We start from the raw sequence: 20,225 nt of genomic DNA, 5'->3' as shown, positions 1-20,225 counted from the left end.
TTTACCGGAAAAGGTTTTGTTTGGAGAACATTTGCTTTTTTCATTGAAATACCAGTAGTTCTTAGGCATATGTTTTCCTTGATGATAAACTGTCTTTCCGTTGCTTGGACTGACACGTCGCACTGTCCGTTGTCTGCGGATACCGCATACGCCTGTAAGGGGCACTAAGAATTTCGGCTAATATATGAACTTCGTCTGGCAACCGGCACAAATTCACATCCGTGTTCATCTGTGCCTCGCTGGTACATCCCTGTACCAGCGTTGCCTGGTTGCAGACGAAATTCCAAGTGCCCCTAACAAGCCTATTCATGTATCCGCAGGCAGCGAACCGTGCAATGTGTCTGTCAAACATTGGAAAGACTGTATTTATAGAAAAAAGGAAAACATATGCCTTAGAACTCGGTATTTCAATGGGCAAGCAAATGCCTTCAAACAAAAGCCTTTCCTATACAAACTTTTTCTCCTTCATCACTTATGACACCTTATACTTCAATTGCCTGATTCAGCCGGAAGGAATAAAGATACTTCTCCTTCACCGGAAGCGGGAATATCCGTTCTAACGCTTCTGCATATAAATCCAGCTGTTCTTTATACATATCCCGCAGCCTTGTGGCACTATCTACCCGGTCTGTCTTATAATCAAGCAGTACGATTCCATCTTCTTCCACCCAGAAAACATCTATGATTCCCTGGATTAAAACCATCTCTTCTTCCATCTCATGATTTCCCATGACAAACGGCTTCTCGCGGAACAAATCATCCCGCATTGCAGCTGCTTTCATACGGGGTGCAAGCTGCGATTTTAAGAATAATTCCACGGATGGCATACGGATTAATTTTTGCATATCCTCAGATACTTTACCCATTTGTACCAGTCCTGTCAACTGCTTTTTTATATTCTCTGCAAATTCATCGGAACGATCCGGCATTTTCGTAAAATCATAGCATTCCATCAGACGATGCATTGCTGTTCCACGCAGTGCTCCCTGATTTACTTCTGCTTTTCCTTCCATAAATGCCGGAACATATGGGGTAGATACTTCTTCTAAGAATTTCGGTGTAACATCCTCTTCTTCCTTTGCTGCAAGCTCCCTCATTGCCCGGTGTTTTAATTCCGATACAGAATATTTTGTCACCAGATGAATGGCATCCGGGTGCGGATACTGATAGGATAATTGTTCCTTTATCTTTTCATACAGAGTATCCGAAACTTTCTCCGCCTGCTGCACACGCTGCCTCAATGACACATGTTCTGTTATCTGATGCGCCGCCTCGTCCTCTAACATGCTCCATGGTGTCACATAGGAAACCTTGTCCCAGCTGCCACTGGCGGCTGCCGCCGGAAGGATCCACTCCAGGAAGGTCTTTGCTTCTGCCCGCTCCTTAAAATTAAGTTCTTTTCGGTTACTTCCGCAATAAATTTCTCTTATCTGCTGCAGCATTTCTTCATCCTTGATGCAGCCCGTTATAATCAATTTTTCTTTGGCTCTTGTAAATGCCACATATAAGACACGAAGCTCCTCACCGAGACTTTCTAATTCTGTCTGCCTTGCAATTACCTTCTTAAAAAATGCAGGTACTTTTATCCGCCTGTCTTCCTCAATAATATCAAGTCCAACGCCAAGGTTCGGATGCAGAATCATCTTGCTGCGGCTGTCCTGCTTATTAAAGGATTTGCCCATTCCACTGACAAAGCAGACCGGAAATTCCAGTCCTTTACTCTTGTGGATACTCATAATATTTACGGCATCCTCATTTTCTCCCACAAGCTCTGCTTCCCCAAAGTCCACATCATACTTCTGCAGCTCATCAATGTATCTTATAAAATGATAAAGTCCGCGATAACTGGTTTTCTCATAGGCAATGGCTTTTTCTGACAGCATATGAAGATTTGCAAGTCTCTGTCTACCCGCCGGCAATGCCGATGCATACCTGGCATATCCCGTTTCCTTCAATACCTTCTGCAGCAGTTCGTGCATTGGTATATCCATGGTCTGTCTACGAAGTTTTTTATATGTTTCGGAAAAACGTTTTAATTTTGCCCGCATGTCTTCATCCGCTGTTGATTCTTTTTCTGTCAGCTCTTCTTCCGCTTCCAAAAACATCTTTACGCACTGATGATACGGCTTGTCCTCTGCCAGTAACCGGAGTCTTGCAAGCTGCTCATCGGAAAGACCTGCCATTGGGGATTTTAATACTGCTGCCAGTGGAATATCCTGTCTTGGATTATCTAATATCCTAAGATAATTTAATACCGTCCTGATTTCTAATGTGGAAAAATATCCGGTTCTTGAAACCGTATGTGCCGGAATTCCATTGGCATTTAAAACCTCTGCAAAAAGGTCCGCCCATTCACTTAAACTACGCAGTAAAATTACAATATCGCCATAGCGGACTTTCCGGAATTCTCCGGTTTCTTCGTCTACCACCTCTTCTTTGCCTACCATCTTCCGAATCCGGTCTGCAATTAATTTTGCTTCCAGTTCCTGTTTTGAAATCTGCTGTTTTGTTCCCTCTTCCAGTTCCTGTGTAGTTGTAAGAAGAATCTCACTGTCAAAAGCATCCTCTTTCTCGCCCGCCGGATAATCTGCACCACAATACAATGCCGCCTCATCGGTATAATCCACACCGCCAAGATTCCGTTTCATAATCTGATAGAAAATATCATTGGTAAAAGTAAGCACGCTGTCTCTGCTTCGAAAGTTCTTATGCAGATCAATCCGCTGGCAGGGTGCATCTGTTGTCTCATAAGTATCAAACTTTTCCATGAAAAGCTCCGGTCTCGCCAGACGGAAACGATAAATACTCTGTTTTACATCTCCTACCATAAAAAGATTATTCTGTCCGACCACTTCTCTTGAAATTGCCCGGAGAATCGTCTCCTGCACATAGTTGCTGTCCTGATACTCATCAATCATAATTTCTTCATAGGCATTTTGAAATTCCTTTGCAGTCTCCGTTGGTTTCCCGGTCTCTTCCTCTACCAATATCTCTAATGCAAAATGCTCAAGGTCTGAGAAATCCACCAGATTCTTATCCTGCTTTCTTTCTGCGAAAGCATCGATAAAACGCTCCGTCACTTCAGCTAACGCTTCTGCTGATGGCTGCACCAGAGTGAGCTGCTCTAAGATTTCCTGAAAATTAAGGGCAAAGCAGTCACTTTTTAACTTTCCGATTCCATCCTTAAGCTTCTTACGTTCTGTCTTTACCTGCTCCTGCTTTTCCGGACTTCCGATATAATCCTTTGCCCTGCCTAATGTTACAAATTTACATTTTCCTAATTCTTCATAAAAATCCTGATAAGTACTGCAGGAAAGCAAATCCTCCATCAGCTCTACATCCTGCTCACAAGCGTCCTCATACATGTAAGGACCGTCTGCGTCCTGACAAAGCTCAAGATAATGCTCTGCCTGCTCTAAATAGCCCTTTACCATCTGCTTCCCATATTCTACCGTCATTTCAATAAAAGGCGCCTGCTCTAATTCCTGCTCTGTTTTTATCTCATAGCAGCTTAACGCTTCCCGAAGCCACTGCTTCGGCCATGGATAACTCTGTGCATAGGAATAAAGTTTAAAAATCATATCCCGCACCGGTGCATCACTTCTACTGGTTCCATAACAGGAAATGAGATGCAAAAAACCCGGATGTTTTCCTTCATAACACTGTTCAAACAATCCGGTCATTACATCTTCCCGAAGAAGCTTTAACTCGCCTTCATCTCCAATCCTGAAATTCGGCTCCAGACCGATTTCATGAAAATGATTCCGAAGCACATAAAGGCAGAAACTGTCTATGGTAGTAATCTGCGCATTCTGCACCAGTGCAGCCTGCTGCTGTAATCTCACATCGGAAGGATTCTCCTGCAATGCCTTTTCCAAGGCTTTTGCTACACGCTCTTTCATCTGGGCTGCCGCCGCATTGGTGAAGGTTACCACCAGAAGATGGTCAATATCTACCGGATGCTTCTTATCCAATACCAGCTCTTTGATTCTCTCTACCAGTACGGCTGTCTTTCCGGAACCTGCTGCCGCAGACACTAAGATATTACGGTTTCTTAAATCAATGACCTGCTGCTGTTCTTTTGTCCATGTCATTCCCATTTCTTAAAAAACCTCCTTCATGCGTTCATAGATTTCCTCGGAAGATAATTCTTCCAACCGCCTTACTTCATATCCCGGAATCTTTTTATCAAATCCACAGACCGCAGCATATGGACAATAATCACAGCTGCTCCGGTTCTTTAATAGATACGGATTCACCTCTGTATTTCCCTTTAAAATAGCATTTCCAGCTTCTGCAATCCGATAGCTGGCATAATCCGCAATCAGCCTAAATTCTTCCTTGTCCACAGCCTTATCGCTCTTTCGCACCGTTCCGTCCTTATTTACAGAAATCGGAAGGACATTGGATTTACCGGAAAGTTCCACATCCATGGCACGGTAAATATCATCCTCTGTATTTACCACTCCATCCAGACGTAAATTTTCCAATATCTTTCTTCGAATCTCTTCTTCAGATTCACTACCGGTTCCTTCCACCATCGGATCATCAATATGATAGTAGAACATACCTGCCGGCACTATCTCTTTTGCCGGATTTTGCTTTGCAAATAATTCCATGGCTGCATTCATATAAACCACAAGCTGAAGCTTCAGGCCATGGTACAGAGATAGCAGTTCAAAACCGGTATTACCGGATTTATAATCAATAATCTTTACATATAACTTATCTTTGTCTTCATAAGTATCAATACGGTCAATTCTTCCCTGGAGCCGCATATGCTCTTCTTCACTGAGTTTAAAATTCACTGCATTTAAATCATCCGCATAGGAAAATCCCACCTCAAACTGCGATGGTTCAAATTTTCCCTGACGAATCTGGCTGGTCAGTGCCCAGATGGTCCGTGCAAAAATCTTTTTCATCTTTGCTACCTGATAACGGTTTGCCGCTGTATCTGCCATGGCTGCATTTCCACTGGAAGCAATTGCTTCTTCCATTGCCCGCTCCATAAGCTGTTTTTGTGCTTCTTCTGTAATATCAAACCAGCTATAGGATGATTCTTTCAGATACCGGCTATAATTTTCCAATGCCTGATGATAGATATTTCCCATATCCGCCATACGGAATTCAAAGAGTTCCCGTTCCTGTAAACGCAGTCCATAAGTCAGGAAATGGGCACAGGCACAGGCTGCATACTGTTCCAACCGCGTAACACTGTTCTTTAACTCATTTCCATAAAGAGCCTTTGCCACAGTTCGGCTGATTGGCTCTGCATGATATTTAAGCTCTGCTGCATCAAGAATAGCTTTTACCTGCTCCCGATATGCCGGTTCCTCTTCATACCAGTGCAGCAAAGCCTGCCAGAGTACTTCCTTCTCATCATTCCACCCGGCATCTTCCTGATACAGTCCCTCTAACAGAAATGCCATGCTGCTCTCCGGTGTTACCAGTGTTTCATCAACCTGTTCTCCCGTTATCAGCTCTGCTTTTAACCCCGGGAACAGTCCCTCAATCATATGAATAAAATAGGACGGGCGCTTTGCACTTCCATCACTGCCTACCCTTGCATAGGTAAGATAAAGTTTTTTCGATGGCTTTGTCACTGCAAGATAAAGGTAAAAACGCTGGATAAAAACACGTTCCCTTGCTGTAGGAGCCAGTTCCATATGATTTTTCGCAAGTTCTTCTCTTTCCAGCTGGGAAATGATGCCGCCACGATTATCGGATTTTGGCACAATACCATCATTGACTCCCACGATAAATAATACTTTTATATCATCAAGACGGGTTCTTTCGATATCACCAATCATCACGCAGTCATAGCCACCCGGAATCACGCCTACTTTGGCAGCTTCAAAGCCAGCCTCTAAGACCTTGGCATATTCGGATATGTCCATGACTTCATCACCCAGAAGCGTTGCCATCTTATCCAAAATATCCATTACAATGCGATAAATCTGTGCATATTCCTTTGCCTTGGCTAAGTCCTTCGCCTCTTTATACTGATTCTCCCGGTATTTTAACTGCTGCTCTATCTGTAAGGACACAATAAACTGATAGAGTGCTGTCGTGCATTCCCGTACGGTAGCACCTTTTTTATGAAATACAGCCGCCAATTCCGAAAATGGCTCCATTACACGGATCCGGAGTTCATTTAAAGCTTCTAAATCTTCTTCCGCAACCTCATGGGTGGTATAAATAAATCTTGCCTCCCATTTTTTCTTTCCACGGATGCCTGCTGCCAGTACATAATTTTCCAACAGGTCAATCTCATCCTCACTGATTTGGGATAATCCACAGCGCAGATAACGGAACATTGCTTCCTCCGAAAAATTGTCCTCGATTACCTGCAAAAGAGACCGGACAAATTCCAAAAATGGATGCAGTAAAATATTTTTCGTTGTATCTAAGAAAAACGGAATGCCAAACTCCTCCATAATCTGCGGCACATAGCTTCCATACTCTTCTATGGCACCGGAAATAATGGCAAAATCCCGGTAGCGATATGCTCCGGTATGCACCAGCCTTGCAATCTCTTCTGCTGCATACTGCAGTTCTCTTCTTGGATTTGGCAGGGATAAAATCTCTATGCCTTCTTTGATTTCTTTCTCATCCTTCTTTTCGTAGCTATGATGTCTGGTACGGAACAGATTCTGCTCTAAGAACCGTAGTACCGGCGCCTCCCGGAACCGGTCAGCTTTGGGATTCTTTAATACCACCGGCTCTGTTACTTCAAAATGCTTCTCTTCTGCCATTTTCATTAGGCTGGCTACAGTCTTCTTACTCATGGCAAACAGCTCCTGCATATCATGATAGGAATAAATATCCTCTGCCGGGTCAATGGTTACTGTCACATATATATCTGATACAATTCCCATCAGGCGGTATAGCACGTTATTCTGAATCGGTGTAAATCCGGTAAATCCATCGAAAACCAGCACGGCATCCTGTAAAAGCTTTGATTCTTCTGCCATATCACAGAAGGCTTCTAAAACTTCTTCAGCAGTAATATACATCCCGGAAATTGCACTTCGAAAACCCCTGTACATGGTCAGGATATCCTGCAGTTTATAGGAAAATGCCGGTGGCATATTCTGCTCTTCAATAAATGTTTCCAAAGTATCCGGATCGATATTATACTGTGTCAGCTCTGATATCAGGGACTTCACTTCACTGATATATCCCATCTTTTTCATATTTCCCTGCATGACACATAAATCATCCATCCGCTCTTCGGCAACCTTACGCAATACAAGGTTTTTCCCGGTCTCTTCTAAAACTGCCATATTCGTCTTTCCTAATTCATCGAAAATACGATATGCCAGTCGCTGGAAGCTGACCACATCTATATTCATAATACTGTTTTTTTCCTGTAACCGAACAAGTTCACGCTGCGTCTGCATCGTGAACTGTTCCGGTACTACTACATAATAATTTTTCTTTAAATTCTTCTGAGCTTCTTTGACTGTTTTGCGGAATACATAGTCTGACTTTCCGCTTCCAGCACTGCCCAGCACAAATTGCAGTGCCATATCAGATTCCTCCTACTGATTCTCCTACCAAAAGTTCTCCATTGATAATCACACGCTCCACCAGCGTTGTCTTAGGCTGCTCGATTCTCTGTACCAGACGTTTTACGGCCTCTTCCCCAATCTTTCTGGTATTCTGCCGTATAGTCGTAATCTTTGGACTCATCATCTGGGATACTTTTGTTCCATCAAAACCTGCAATAGAAATATCATCCGGTACTTTAAGTCCCATTTCATCAATTACATTAATCCCACCAATTAATGCTGTATCATCCGGGTAGAGAATACAGGTCGGCGGGTCAGGCAGATTTAAAAGTTCCCTGGTTGCCTTTGCCACAAGCCTGGTATCTAAATATTCTCCTTCCTTTAAATAGTCATCCGGAACATTCAGATTAAAGCTCTCCATTGTCTGGAAAAAGCTGGTCAGACGATCTCTGGTAACAGCCGAATGTTTTTCCCCATAAATGTATGCAATTTTCCGGTGTCCCTTGGAATAAATATAACGTACCAGTTCATTCATCCCTTTTACATTATTAGAAGAAACAACCGTGCAGTTGTAATATACATAATCCACAGTAACAATCGGAATATTACTCTGCAAAAGTTCCTGTACCTCCGGTTCCTCAAACCTGGCACACACAATTCCAACTCCGTCAAAATTCCGGTATTTGCAGTGTTCAAGATATGACATCTTATGATTCACATGCTCATTATTAATAAAAGTGATATCATAGCCTAATTCTTCCGCCTTTTCTTTAAATCCATTTAAGATGCCAGAGAAATATTCATGGGTAAGCCCTCTTCCGGCCTCCTCTTTAAAAAGTACTCCTAAGTTATAAGAACGGTTCGTCTTTAATGCCCTTGCTGCCGCATTCGGAAAATACCCCATCTCCTGTGCTGCTTCTTTAATCCGTATCCTGGTCTTCTCTCCAATATCGCTATGTCCATTCAACGCTTTACTTACTGTTGCCGTTGAGACACCACAACGCTTCGCTACGTCCTTTAATGAAACCATTTCTTTCCTCCTGTTTTATCCCCGTATCCACTCTTCTGCAGATACTATAGCTCAATTCCGACTGCCTCTTTTGCCAGCCGGTCTGCTTCTTCATTTCCTTCTACTCCTGAATGCCCTTTTACTTTTACAAAATGAAGTGTAATTTTATCCTTTATGCCCTGAATATAGTCATAATAGGCAATGGTTCCTTTCTTATTCCGTTTCCATGCTCCTGTTGCCCACATTTCAATGCCCATATAGTCATAATATATCGTAAGCTCTGCCAGTCCAAGCTCCACTGCCTTCTCAATGGCAGCCATGCTTCCTAATACTTCTCCTGCCACATTACGCATGGATGCCATTTCTTCTTCCTCTCCTGCTCCCTGCAGCACTTCTCTTTTCCCATCTGTCATCAGAAAGCCGCCGTATCCGTATACCTTAGTTGCAATATTATAAGAGCCATCCACAAAGGCATAATTTTCCGGCTCTTTTTCTACTGTCTGCTGCTTCTGACCGATATATTCTTCTGCTGCTTCCTTCGTCGGAAAACTTTTAAACTCCGCTCCGGAAAAGCCAGCGGTCTGCTGCTTACACATATCCCAGCTCATATAAATACCAGGTTTCTTTCCTTTTCGGACTGCATAAAACTTTGCTGCCATTCTTCTTCCTCTTACTATCTTTTATTTCTGTGAATTTTCTTCTTTTCTTAACTTACATCATTAATTCTATTCTATCATTTTTCCCTTTGAAAGGCTAGGACAAGCTTAGGATTCGTAACGATATTTTCCAAAGAAATGATTGTATACTGCAATTACTCTTCCCACTCCAAGTACTGACAATAGTGTACCGGCTCCAATCCCGATAATTTCTCCCTTTATAATAAGTCCAGCGATACAGGTTATCGTAACGTTACACACATCAAAGCAGTTTTTGGTAAACCCTACCGACTTTCCGGTAAAGTCTGCAATTGCCTGTACAATTCCATCTCCCGGATTTGGTATGATACGCATATTTAAAGACATTGCGGCTCCTACACCTGTCAATATGATTGCCAGTATCAAAAGCATCAAACGTGCCGGAACGCTGCCCCAGAAAGTACCTGCACAGTCTTTGGCATATTCAGGAACGAATCTTGCAAAAAGGTTCATAAACCGGGTAAATACAATACTAAGTGGTATCTGCAGAATATCCAAAAACAGGCGTTTTACATATTCTCCTTTTTTGCGCCGGATGGTATGTAATATCATTTCTATCAATACAAAAATGCTATATAAAATCAGCGTCATATTGCCCAAATTCATTCCACTGATTACCGATACACTGTATGCCACCGAAATAATCGGAGATACGCCAAGTCCCGTCTTGGTATTTAATATAATTCCCATGGCAAGTAACAGTAATCCTGCCACATATACGATTCCTCTGTTTATTTTCTTTTGCAACTTCTCTTCCTCTTTTCTTTTATCATAAAATAGTTCTTACTCTGCACTTTCAGAAAACAAATCCCGGTAATCCTCCGGCATAAAGCGATGATAGATGATATGGCAGCCTTCGTCCTTAAAGCAATAATAATAGGAATCCTCTCCGCTTTCAAAATAAATGAGATAGTCAAAATCCTCTGTCTCAATCTCTTCAAAATGAATCTTTTCACCTGTCTCCAAAAACAGCCGGTAAATTGCTTCTATTGTACAGGAATGGCTCTGCAGCAGTGTAACCAGCTTTTTGATAAATGCATTTTCTTCCATATGCTCACGCACATATTCTGCGCCTTCTTCCGGTACTACAAAGCAAAAGCGGTCCTTGTTTCTGCTAATTTCTACTCTGCCAAGCCGTATTCCTGCTGCTTCATAAAATGCTTTTTCCAATTCTTCCGTTGATTTTCCGCTCACTTCTTCTCCCAGAAAATGCTTTAATGAACTCAAAGGATAATATAACCGGATTTTTTCTTTCCGGTATCCAAGTTTTACCTGCTCCTCCTGTATGAAATCCATAATTCCTTTTTCTAATCTGCTATAATCCATTGTATGCTCCTTTAGACGTGGAAAAACAGAACCACCTTTCGACGATTCTGTTTCGTTTTCTTTTATTATCTGTTGGATTTACCTATTCTATTTATCTTCTAATCCACATTCACATAATCATAATCTCGGTCCAGTTCAATCGCCACACTTCCATCATTAATTGTTCCATCAAATGTATGTGCCTCATCTGTTCCAAGACCGTTTACGATTCCATTTTCATATTCTTCTGCACTGCGTTGTGTCTGTAATACAAAAAGCAGTCCTTTATATTCTGCCGGTGCCGTTACGGTATAAGTTTCTTTGATTTCATAATATGTAACCATCGGATACTCGCTGCCGTCTTCCACCGACCAGTCACCAAACGTTGTCTCTGTATCTTCTGTGGCTGCCACCTGATATGTTGTGCCGGCACAAGCCACTTCTGCCATCATAGCCATGGAACTGTCTGTTGCAGCTACATGCTGCGGCAGCACCATTCCGGTAGTTGCATCCACGAGGCTGATGTCTTCATATTCGATATAAGCTTCTGCATCCGTCTGTATGCCATTCCACGGAATCTTTGCAGATAAAGTAACCGTATAAACTGTATTTCCTTCTTCGTCTGCCTCAGTACGATTCCAGCTTATCTCATACTCCGCCTGATTTAAATGATTGGTAAAATCAGATGCCTGCACAAAGGTCTCACCATCCATGGTTCCTGCCATATTGTATACATTGACATTTTTTATCACAGCGGTATTCTCTTCGGTTTCCATTTTGTGCTGATACATACCGGATGAAACATACCAGGTATCTTCCTTAAGATTTCCCTGTGCCTCTGTCTCCGTCTCTGTGGCATGGAGCCCTTCCACTGCTTCTGTTTCTGTATTTCCTGCTGCTTCCTTGTCTGTATCTTTCTCCTTTGGTCCGCATCCATCCAGCATTCCTAATACGACAATGCAAATCAAAGCTGCCGCCCATATTTTCTTCTTCATTTCCTGCTCCTTCACTCTATCCATAACACAATATATTCATTCTTATCCCCGCATGCGATTGGTTGCACACGGACTTTACGATTATACCGTAGATGAAGGGGAAGTGCAAGGAGTTAATAGAAAGATAATTGTGGTATATACTCTGTAGTTATATTTAGCAAAAAACAGCCACCAATCGTTAGATTTGAAACCTAACTTTTGGTGGTGGCACACAATAACCTCTCCTGTATTACTTTTATATTATTCTTTATAAATTATTCCAATATATTCCCATAATAATTTTGGGCTAACTTAAAAATCGTATTGAGATGATTCTTTCCCTTCATAACTACCATTTGGGATTGTTTTCTTAAATGCAACTCCAATCGGCAAAATCCCCCTTATTATTCCCTGCCGAATAAACTGCTGGTCTTTTCCCATTAGTTTAGCAACTTCTATAATAGGAACATTCTTACCTGAAAACTCTGGAAGAATATAATAGATTTTATTATTAAACTTATTAGTTTGCTCCTGTGTTTCCTGTTCCATATGTGCTCACCTCATCTATATATTCTACTTCTTCAAATAGTATTTCCAATTGAATTTCTCCCTTTTTACAAAAGTGTGTCTGATGCATACTAACTCATTTTTATTCGCTTTCCCACACTTTTATTCATTTTCTATTCATTTCTTACTAATGGGTATTCTTTTTTACTCTAAGTTGTCGTGCAATTTATTAAATTTGAATTTTGAAAAAGCCAGCACCTTGAATGGACTGGCTCTTTCAATGTCTCCTGTAATTGACAAACTTGAATTTATCGCTTCTTATAGGTAATTACGATTCCAATAACAGAAGCAATGAAAGCAAATGGCGCTAATCTCACAAAGACAAATTCAAATCCATGTAATATTGTTCCTGCAACTGCAAATTCCGGGTTATTATAATCCCACCCTAGATAAGAACTTTTCATAATCGCAAGAGCAATAAAAACAAGCACTATAAACGCACATAGCGAGATAAATATCCAACGGATCGTTTTTACTTTGACCATGTTTCTCTTTGCCAACTGTAAATTAATTACCTCTAATTTTTCAGAGATTGCTTTTAGGTCATCTGTCATTGACTCCATTACAGTTTCTCCAAGCAATACACTTACAGAAGTATCCAATTCATCTGCTAATGTAATCAGCATATCCGAATCTGGAACTGATAAACCTGCTCGTGTCAACCCTAGACCAAAAAAAATTTAATTTTTTTGTACCCTCAAATATCACTTTCCATTATACCTGCTATTGCAGTATATTGAAAGCAATATTTATGCCTGCATAAGAAAGGAGTGCCACATTTTCTCGGCACTCCACACTCTTTAAACATCCATCTTACCTGAAAAATGGATCATCTGTATTCCATACAATCTCTATATTGTCCTCTCCATTGATAATCACTTTTTTGATTACCTTCTGGATTTTCTCTCTGTCAAAAGATTCCATATTGATGATACTTTCTAACTGTGTCTCAAACTTACTGGAAGAATTATCTTCTGGCGGTATTTCTGTTTTAAGCTGTTCAATTTCCTGATGCAATTCATCAATCTTCTCCATGGTAAAAAGAGTCTTCTCTTGGTAGTACACCAAATAAATCACTTATATCCTCTTCTGTCAATCCCATCTCTTCCAACTGTACTACTATGCTTTCCATCCCATCAAATAGAACTCCCAACTGTTGCTCAGTTATTGTGGACGAACCTGAAGCCATTGCGGTATAACTTTGAGAAAGTACCAGACTGACCGCAAGCACAATTGAACACATAAATTTTACAATCTTTGTTTTTGCCATACTTTTATCCTCCCATGTTTTGATTCAGTTTTTCTTGATTCCAATAAAAACTTAATTTTACTAGCAAGCCTTTTCTTTCCACATCTATAGTTGCATAAAGTTCATCACCTCCATAAACATAAAGCTCATCATCAACCGATTTCCATACAACATTTATATCACTTAAATTGTAATCTCTAAATATAAATACATTTTCTTCCACAATTTGTTTTGATATTATTTCTATGTCTTCTGTATTTTTTACATAATACTCTAGTATAAAATCACCATTATGCTTATAGTCATCTTCCGCATAAATAACATTACCCTCAAAATAATTTTTTTTGCCCAAATACAATTCTAAGGAGTTCATTCCATAATCAAATGTATGATCCACCCCTGATGCCGAACCCATCATTGTACACAATATTCCAAAAAATACCACCCAAAATCCATAGATAAAATAAAATTTTTTCTTTTTGCATTTTTTATCTCTATATCTGCCAAAGCACATTACATGCGTTATCTGATGTGCGAAGAAGAACGTTAAAAATAATGATAGCGCTAAATAGTAAACTTTCAAATTGTTCTCACCTCTCATCATGCATAATATATTCATTTAGTTATTCATATATTTCTCTGTATAAAAACCATAATAATTATTATACAAAAAAATTTAATTCTAATGTTGAAAAATATTGTTTACTTTTTTTTGCTTCTATTTGTAAATGACAAAATAATTTTGTACACAATAATATAAACTAAAATCAATATATAGTATCGTGAATCACGAACTGTTCCAATAGCAATAAAAAATATAGTAGTCAATATAATTAGTATTGAAAAAACAGTAAAAATAATTTTTTTCATAAATATCTCCTATCGAAATTGTAACCCTTAATTGCATAAAAACGTTATACAACAATTAATGTGTTCATTCTACTTATTCTTTAAATTTAGTTGTACGCTTTACTTACCTAAAATATCAACGAATTTAACATCATTTTCATTTACATAGACACAGTATAACATAATTCCTGTGCCTATGCGATATCATTTAATGCTTATTCCGATATGAACTCATCTTCTCCACAGTTACCTCCGCATAAAAGTAAGTAAGAATCGTTGCCTTCGGAACTCCTGCAGCAAGTGCTTTCTTCACCTCTTCCTTCTGCTCCGGTGTATATGACCAGTGTAGCATTCTGTTTGTGATGGTATCCTCCCACTTAGGCTTTTCCCTCTCAGGATTCCTTACAGGCTTAGCTCCAGTACTTCCATTAGACGCATTGGCACTTTCTGCAGCATCAGACTTCTGCGATTCATCGACATACTCAAGCTCATTTGCTTGCTCCCTGTCAATCTTTGCCTTCTGCTCTGCTTCATCCTGCATTGAGAATCTTCTGCTTAATTCCGCATCACCAAGCATCATAAACTGCTCATAGGTAAGAGAATCTATATACACATTCTCGCCCTTATCCTTCAGTTTTTCATAATACTTAACTGCCTTATCTGACAGAATCTCAAATGGTGGACCGATAAGATTATCTGCTCCCATTATCTGATGAACATAAGGCTCTCCCTTGCCATCTGCTGTCTGGTTAAACATCGGATGATTGAATGGTATGAACTTATTGTCCATGATAGGAACAAAACCACGGATAAAGATAATACACTTTTTGTTATCCAGCTTTCTGACCTCATCGGGTGTAAACAGTTCTCTTCCTAATACATCATAGTTTCTTGAAGAGCTTCCCTGTCTGCCCTTTGTCTCCCCGCTTGACTTCTTATCAATCGTCCCTTTGCACAAAAGCTCCGAGACATACTTGTGTGTACTCTGCTCATTGCCTCCAAGATAAATGAAAGTATCGCAGTTGCCGGGAATTGTCTCCCAGGTATCTTTGAAAAGTGCCTTTAACTGGGCAAAGTTCTGAATGATGATGCGTGACTTATACAAATGCTGTCGCATTTAAGGTTATGCCGGATACGGCATTATGTTCGTAACAATGGGACTTTTTTACAGCCCCTCTGCACTATGTTAAATATTACAATTTCAATCCAAAGAAGTTATGATTATATCATTTTCAACATCTGTATGCAGTATCTTATTCCGAATAGTTCTGGCTGCTTCAAGCACCTTCGATATCAGTAGTACAAGTTCCGTAATCGCCATATTAAGTATCAATGCTAATCGTTGTGGTTTGTTTCCATACAGTTCAATCGACCTTTTTATCGGTTCTGTGATATGTTCCCTTTTTTTCTGTAAAATCTCATCCATAGGAACATCACTTATGATTGCTCTGTCAACCTCCCGATTCCAGTCCATCCGCAGTTTATTATCCTGCTCAATCTGTTCAGTTTTGGGATTATTTTTTCCAATCTTCTTGGTAGCAAGATATGGACCATTACAATCAAATACTGTAGCTCTTCATTGGTGAGTGCCATGGCATGAACCTCCTTGCATAAACAAAATTCATACCCTTAAATGCACCCTATGAATATAAAAAGGCTTCCCAGATTATCTGGAAAGCCTTATGGTATTGTATTTGAATTTGGAATACTTGATTTTCTAATTGCATACGCAATTCGTGAAATGTATAATTATACTGTTGATACATCAGACACACAAATGTAAATAGGGACTTGAATTTTATTTATACGGAACTAACAGACCTGTCATTTTTATTAGTTGCAATATCTTCCATTACTAAATTTTACTTTGCAGTATTTCTATTATACTAAATTTAATTTGTAGGATGAATACAACACATTTTTTATAATTTACTTTGATAATTCTCTAACTGATGAAAAATACCAACTACATTTACAACATCCGCTCTCACATCAAAAACGATAATATAATTCATCTGTGACACAACTGCCTCACGATATCCTCTTTTAGCAAGATATGCATCTCTGCACTCTGCGAACTGAAATGGATTAACCTCTAGCCTGTCACAGATAGTATCTATACTATCCAACAGATGCTTTGCTGCCTGTTCATTCCTTAAGCAATAAATTAAATGATACACAAGATTATCAAGCAGTTCATTCGCATGTTCAGTAACATTTATTTTATATGCCATACTTCGCCCTCATTTCTCTAAGCGCAGTTCTGGCATCCTTTACCTGTCCTTCCTCTATTTGCTTTTCAGATATTTCAATATCTCTGTACATAGCAATCTGTCTCATGGTTGACTCATAAGTCTCCATGCTCATAATTACCATATCTCCATATCCATTTTTCGTAATATAAATTGGTTCCTCTGCTTTATGACACATATCAGATATCTCTGATGTATTCTTCAAATCTTTAATTGGAATTATTTGTGGCATAATGTACACCTCCTATTCATGGTCTAATTATACCATAATTATGTCTTTTTTCAATTTAATTATCACGTAAAGTGAAATTTTTAATTTTTAATTTCTATGTCCCTATTTACATTTGTGTGTCTGATGTATCAACAGTATAATTATACATTTCACGAATTACGTATGCAATTAGAAAATCAAGTAGTCCAAATTCCATAAAATGAAATTTTAGGGCAAATTACAGACATTGGCTTGGCTGTAGTATTTTTTAACAACGTGTGTTAGACTACTGTTATACAAATCGGAGTTTGGAGGTACACGATGATAATAAAAATTGTTACAATTTCACTGATGGCAGTGTTCTACATCTGCTATTTTGCAAAGCTGATTAGTCAGAAAAAGCAAGGCATAAAGACAGATCAATTAGGAAAAGGAAAAGAGGGATTTGTCAAATTTATAGAAGTGGCTCTTAAAATAATCACATATTTGCTTCCTGTAATACAGATTATCAGTATTGTGTTTTATTCGGGAACAGCACATATTGTGTTGCAATTTACAGGAGTTGTAATAACAATGTTCGGTGTACTTGCTTTTATTGTTTCTGTTACACAGATGAAGGAGAATTGGAGAGCAGGTGTGCAAAAAGAAGAAAGGACCATTTTGGTAACAGCGGGCATCTATTCTATTAGCAGAAATCCTGCATTTTTGGGTTTTGATTTAATGTATATAGGAATATTGTTTTCGTTCTTTAATTGGTTCCTTTGCTTTGCCACAGGTTTTGCAGTGGTATTTTTTCATTTGCAGATAGTCAATGTAGAGGAAGATTTTTTGATAGAAGCATTCGGAAATGAGTACCTGCAATACAAATCAAAAGTATGCCGATATTTAGGAAGAAAAAGATAACTTGAAGTTCCTGGGGCTAAAGCCAATATAAATAATACTAGACAGATTTGTCCAATAGCGTAAATACGGCATTTTCTCGCTTTGTGTCGTGTTATGTTTAGTAGAATAATATTACTCTGTCAATGAAAGGAGGAAACAGTATGGATCAGAAAAAGATTGGACGTTTCTTAAAAGAACTTAGGAAAGAAAAGAATATTACACAGGAACAGCTTGCTGAAAAGATAAAAGTTTCAGGCCGAACGGTTTCTAGATGGGAAACAGGTTCTAATATGCCTGATATTAGTTTGTTGGCTGAATTGGCTGATTTTTATGATGTTAGTATACCTGAAATCATTGGTGGAGAAAGGAAAAGCGAGAATATGAATGAAGAAATAAAAGAAACAGTATTGAAATTATCTGATTATACAGAGACAATTAATCAAAAAATTAAAGGAAAGTTATTTGTACTTACGGTTATTGCAATAATAGGAATGATTGCGTTTGTGATTATTGAATTTACAGGACTAGATACACCTGGAAGTGTCTATGAAAGAGTAGCAAGTGCAGGTCTTGGGTTAGATTGTGGTATGTTAATAGTCCTTGCAATGTATCTTTCTGGACTTTTAGGAAAGATTAAGGCAAGACGAAAAATGAAACGATAGTACAACTGTAAATAAAAAGTCTGATAGACCGTAAAATTCTAGTTTGACGGAGTAATAGATATGAAAATCCGAGAAGTGAATGAGAATAAAAAGCAATTTATAGCATTATTGTTATTAGCTGATGAGCAGGAAAATATGATTGATCACTATCTTGAAAAAGGTACTATGTATGTACTTGAAGATGGTAATGTAAAAGCTGAATGTGTCGTTACTGATGAAGATAATGGAATACTTGAAATTAAAAATATTGCAGTTGATCCTCAGAATCAAGGACAGGGCTATGGGAAAGCATTGATTGACTTCCTTGTAAGTAAATATTCAGATGAATATTCTATTTTGCAGGTTGGAACAGGTGACAGCCCGTTGACCGTACCGTTTTATGAAAAATGCGGATTTGTCCGATCTCACAATATTCCGAATTTCTTTACGGACAATTATGACCACCCAATTTATGAGTGTGGTGTACAGTTAATAGATATGGTATATTTGCAAAGATGTTTATAACTTCCAGTTTGTCAATTACAGGTGACATTGAAAGAGTCAGCCCATTCAAGATGCTGGCTCTTTCAAAAATTCCATTCTAATAAATTGCACGACAACTTAAAGTAAAAATGAATACCCATTAGTAAGAAGTGAATAGAAAAATGAATAAAAGAGTGGTGTTTCGTATAATTATGAGTTAGTATGCATCAGACACACTTTTGTAAAAAGGGAGATTTCTATTTACTCTTCCATTCTTGTTTTTCTTATAGACTCTAATACTTGACTCTCCAAAGTATCCTAATACCCACAACAAAGAATGTACCTTGGCACATTCTCGCACCTGCGGCGGTCGCTTGCGACATCTACCTTATACGCCGCAGTGCGCATCCTCGCGAAGCGTTTTTTACTTTACAGGAAAGCAATTTCCTGTAAAGCAAGAAAAAAGCAATCCGTTGACCTAACCAAAAGACCGCTTTTCTTGATTCTTACTAATTCATATTAATTCTCATTCATCTTAGCTAATTTTGCTGCTTGGTCGGCTGCGATCAGCGCATCTAAGATTTCCTGGATATCGCCATTCATAATCTTGTCCAGTTTATAAAGGGTAAGATTGATTCTGTGGTCGGTTACACGTCCCTGTGGGAAGTTGTAAGTACGAATCTTCTCAGAACGGTCACCGGTACCAATCTGGCTTCTTCTGGCTTCTGCTTCTGCATCATGCGCCTTCTGGCATTCTATGTCGTATAATTTGGCACGTAAAAGTGCAAATGCTTTCTCTTTATTCTGAAGCTGTGATTTCTCTGTCTGGCTGTAGATTACAATTCCGGTTGGGTAATGAGTCAGACGAACTGCAGAGTCTGTAGTATTGACACACTGTCCACCGTTTCCGGATGCACGCATAACGTCGATTCGGATATCCTTTTCATCAATCTGGACATCTACTTCTTCTGCTTCCGGCATTACTGCTACTGTAATAGTAGAAGTATGGATACGTCCACCGGACTCTGTCTCAGGTACACGCTGTACACGATGTACACCAGATTCATATTTCATAACAGAGTAAGCACCCTGTCCGGTAATCATGAAAGTAACACTCTTCATTCCACCGATTCCGATTTCTTCGCATTCCATCGTCTCAACTTTCCAGCGTCTGCTCTCTGCATAATGGACATACATACGGTAAATCTCAGCTGCAAACAAAGCTGCCTCATCTCCGCCGGCACCGGCACGGATTTCCACAATGACATTCTTATCATCATTCGGATCCTTTGGAAGAAGAAGAATTTTCAGTTTCTGCTCTAATTCTTCTACTCTTGCCTTGGAATCATTTAATTCCTCTTTGGCAAGTTCTTTCATCTCTTCATCTGTCTCTTCGTCCAGCATTGCAAGAGAATCTTCAATATTCTGCTTGCACTGTTTATATTCTTTATAAGCTTCCACGATAGGTGTCAGGTCACTCTGCTCCTTCATCAGCTTACGAAAACGCTCCGGATTATTTGCCACATCCGGTTCACTTAACTCACTCATCAACTCTTCATAACGAATCAATAAATCCTCTAAACGATCAAACATT

The 20,225-nt window shown here is 39.3% G+C and carries 19 protein-coding genes and 1 pseudogene; 3 read left to right on the top strand and 17 right to left on the bottom strand.

All coding sequences use genetic code 11. The features are described 5' to 3' along the window. Nucleotides 1–482 precede the first annotated feature (482 nt). The 16 genes and pseudogenes from addA to DV740_RS01700 form a co-directional block, all read right to left on the bottom strand. Nucleotides 483–4,100, bottom strand: a complete 3,618-nt coding sequence (addA, locus tag DV740_RS01775) for a helicase-exonuclease AddAB subunit AddA (RefSeq protein WP_118087362.1) — start codon at nt 4,098–4,100, stop codon at nt 483–485. 3 nt (nt 4,101–4,103) lie between these two features. Further along, complete coding sequence (gene addB, locus DV740_RS01770) at nt 4,104–7,532, bottom strand: helicase-exonuclease AddAB subunit AddB (protein ID WP_118087361.1); 3,429 nt, start codon at nt 7,530–7,532, stop codon at nt 4,104–4,106. A 1-nt stretch (nt 7,533) separates the two neighbouring features. Beyond that, nucleotides 7,534–8,544: a LacI family DNA-binding transcriptional regulator gene (locus DV740_RS01765; protein ID WP_117699096.1), complete on the bottom strand. Its 1,011-nt coding sequence runs from the start codon at nt 8,542–8,544 to the stop codon at nt 7,534–7,536. 44 nt (nt 8,545–8,588) lie between these two features. Beyond that, complete coding sequence (locus tag DV740_RS01760) at nt 8,589–9,182, bottom strand: ribonuclease H1 domain-containing protein (RefSeq protein WP_118087360.1); 594 nt, start codon at nt 9,180–9,182, stop codon at nt 8,589–8,591. 105 nt (nt 9,183–9,287) lie between these two features. Beyond that, nucleotides 9,288–9,965 (bottom strand): DUF6198 family protein, encoded by a 678-nt coding sequence (locus DV740_RS01755; RefSeq protein WP_255415045.1) that lies wholly within the window; start codon nt 9,963–9,965, stop codon nt 9,288–9,290. Nucleotides 9,966–10,001: 36 nt separating this feature from the next. Beyond that, complete coding sequence (locus DV740_RS01750; protein WP_118087359.1) at nt 10,002–10,544, bottom strand: DUF3877 family protein; 543 nt, start codon at nt 10,542–10,544, stop codon at nt 10,002–10,004. Nucleotides 10,545–10,642: 98 nt separating this feature from the next. Beyond that, nucleotides 10,643–11,518, bottom strand: a complete 876-nt coding sequence (locus DV740_RS01745) for a hypothetical protein (RefSeq protein WP_118087358.1) — start codon at nt 11,516–11,518, stop codon at nt 10,643–10,645. Nucleotides 11,519–11,809: 291 nt separating this feature from the next. Continuing rightward, nucleotides 11,810–12,046 carry a hypothetical protein gene (locus DV740_RS01740; protein WP_117699318.1) on the bottom strand — a complete coding sequence of 79 codons (237 nt, stop codon included), beginning with the start codon at nt 12,044–12,046 and terminating at the stop codon, nt 11,810–11,812. Nucleotides 12,047–12,312: 266 nt separating this feature from the next. Then, a complete protein-coding gene (locus DV740_RS01735; RefSeq protein WP_242986319.1) occupies nt 12,313–12,627 on the bottom strand; it encodes an XRE family transcriptional regulator in 315 nt (104 codons plus the stop codon). Nucleotides 12,628–12,877: 250 nt separating this feature from the next. Next, nucleotides 12,878–13,099 (bottom strand): hypothetical protein, encoded by a 222-nt coding sequence (locus DV740_RS01730; protein WP_242986320.1) that lies wholly within the window; start codon nt 13,097–13,099, stop codon nt 12,878–12,880. Continuing rightward, complete coding sequence (locus tag DV740_RS01725; RefSeq protein ID WP_117840915.1) at nt 13,086–13,334, bottom strand: hypothetical protein; 249 nt, start codon at nt 13,332–13,334, stop codon at nt 13,086–13,088. Before DV740_RS01725 ends, DV740_RS01730 begins: the two co-directional genes overlap by 14 nt. A gap of 4 nt (nt 13,335–13,338) precedes the next feature. After that, entirely contained in the window at nt 13,339–13,896 is a 558-nt protein-coding gene (locus DV740_RS01720) for a hypothetical protein (RefSeq protein WP_242988719.1), read from the bottom strand. Between the two features lie 474 nt (nt 13,897–14,370). Next, nucleotides 14,371–15,258, bottom strand: a pseudogene (locus DV740_RS01715) (type IV secretory system conjugative DNA transfer family protein); the annotation flags it as partial. A 105-nt stretch (nt 15,259–15,363) separates the two neighbouring features. After that, on the bottom strand, nt 15,364–15,636 hold the full coding sequence (locus DV740_RS01710) for a hypothetical protein (RefSeq protein ID WP_242986327.1): 273 nt from the start codon (nt 15,634–15,636) through the stop codon (nt 15,364–15,366). Between the two features lie 448 nt (nt 15,637–16,084). Beyond that, on the bottom strand, nt 16,085–16,396 hold the full coding sequence (locus tag DV740_RS01705; RefSeq protein ID WP_117699360.1) for a type II toxin-antitoxin system RelE/ParE family toxin: 312 nt from the start codon (nt 16,394–16,396) through the stop codon (nt 16,085–16,087). Continuing rightward, a complete protein-coding gene (locus DV740_RS01700; protein WP_117699361.1) occupies nt 16,386–16,646 on the bottom strand; it encodes a type II toxin-antitoxin system Phd/YefM family antitoxin in 261 nt (86 codons plus the stop codon). Before DV740_RS01700 ends, DV740_RS01705 begins: the two co-directional genes overlap by 11 nt. Nucleotides 16,647–16,946: 300 nt before the next feature. Here DV740_RS01700 and DV740_RS01695 point away from each other — a divergent pair, with 300 nt between their 5' ends. The 3 genes from DV740_RS01695 to DV740_RS01685 all read left to right on the top strand — a co-directional run bounded on the left by DV740_RS01695 (nt 16,947) and on the right by DV740_RS01685 (nt 18,673). Further along, nucleotides 16,947–17,528 (top strand): methyltransferase family protein, encoded by a 582-nt coding sequence (locus DV740_RS01695; protein ID WP_117840908.1) that lies wholly within the window; start codon nt 16,947–16,949, stop codon nt 17,526–17,528. Nucleotides 17,529–17,668: 140 nt separating this feature from the next. Beyond that, the gene (locus tag DV740_RS01690) at nt 17,669–18,169 is read left to right on the top strand and encodes a helix-turn-helix domain-containing protein (protein WP_197420879.1); all 501 of its coding nucleotides are present in this window, start codon (nt 17,669–17,671) and stop codon (nt 18,167–18,169) included. Nucleotides 18,170–18,229: 60 nt separating this feature from the next. Further along, on the top strand, nt 18,230–18,673 hold the full coding sequence (locus DV740_RS01685; protein ID WP_117840906.1) for a GNAT family N-acetyltransferase: 444 nt from the start codon (nt 18,230–18,232) through the stop codon (nt 18,671–18,673). 477 nt (nt 18,674–19,150) lie between these two features. Here the strand turns inward: DV740_RS01685 and prfA are convergent, their stop codons facing one another. Further along, on the bottom strand, nt 19,151–20,224 hold the full coding sequence (gene prfA / locus DV740_RS01680; RefSeq protein ID WP_022243126.1) for a peptide chain release factor 1: 1,074 nt from the start codon (nt 20,222–20,224) through the stop codon (nt 19,151–19,153). Nucleotide 20,225: the final 1 nt, after the last annotated feature.

Source organism: Roseburia sp. AF02-12, assembly GCF_003461765.1.
In the GTDB taxonomy this organism is placed as follows: domain Bacteria; phylum Bacillota; class Clostridia; order Lachnospirales; family Lachnospiraceae; genus Roseburia_C; species Roseburia_C amylophila.
Note: the sequence above shows the minus strand (reverse complement) of the source record. Positions and strands in the feature narration are given on the sequence as shown.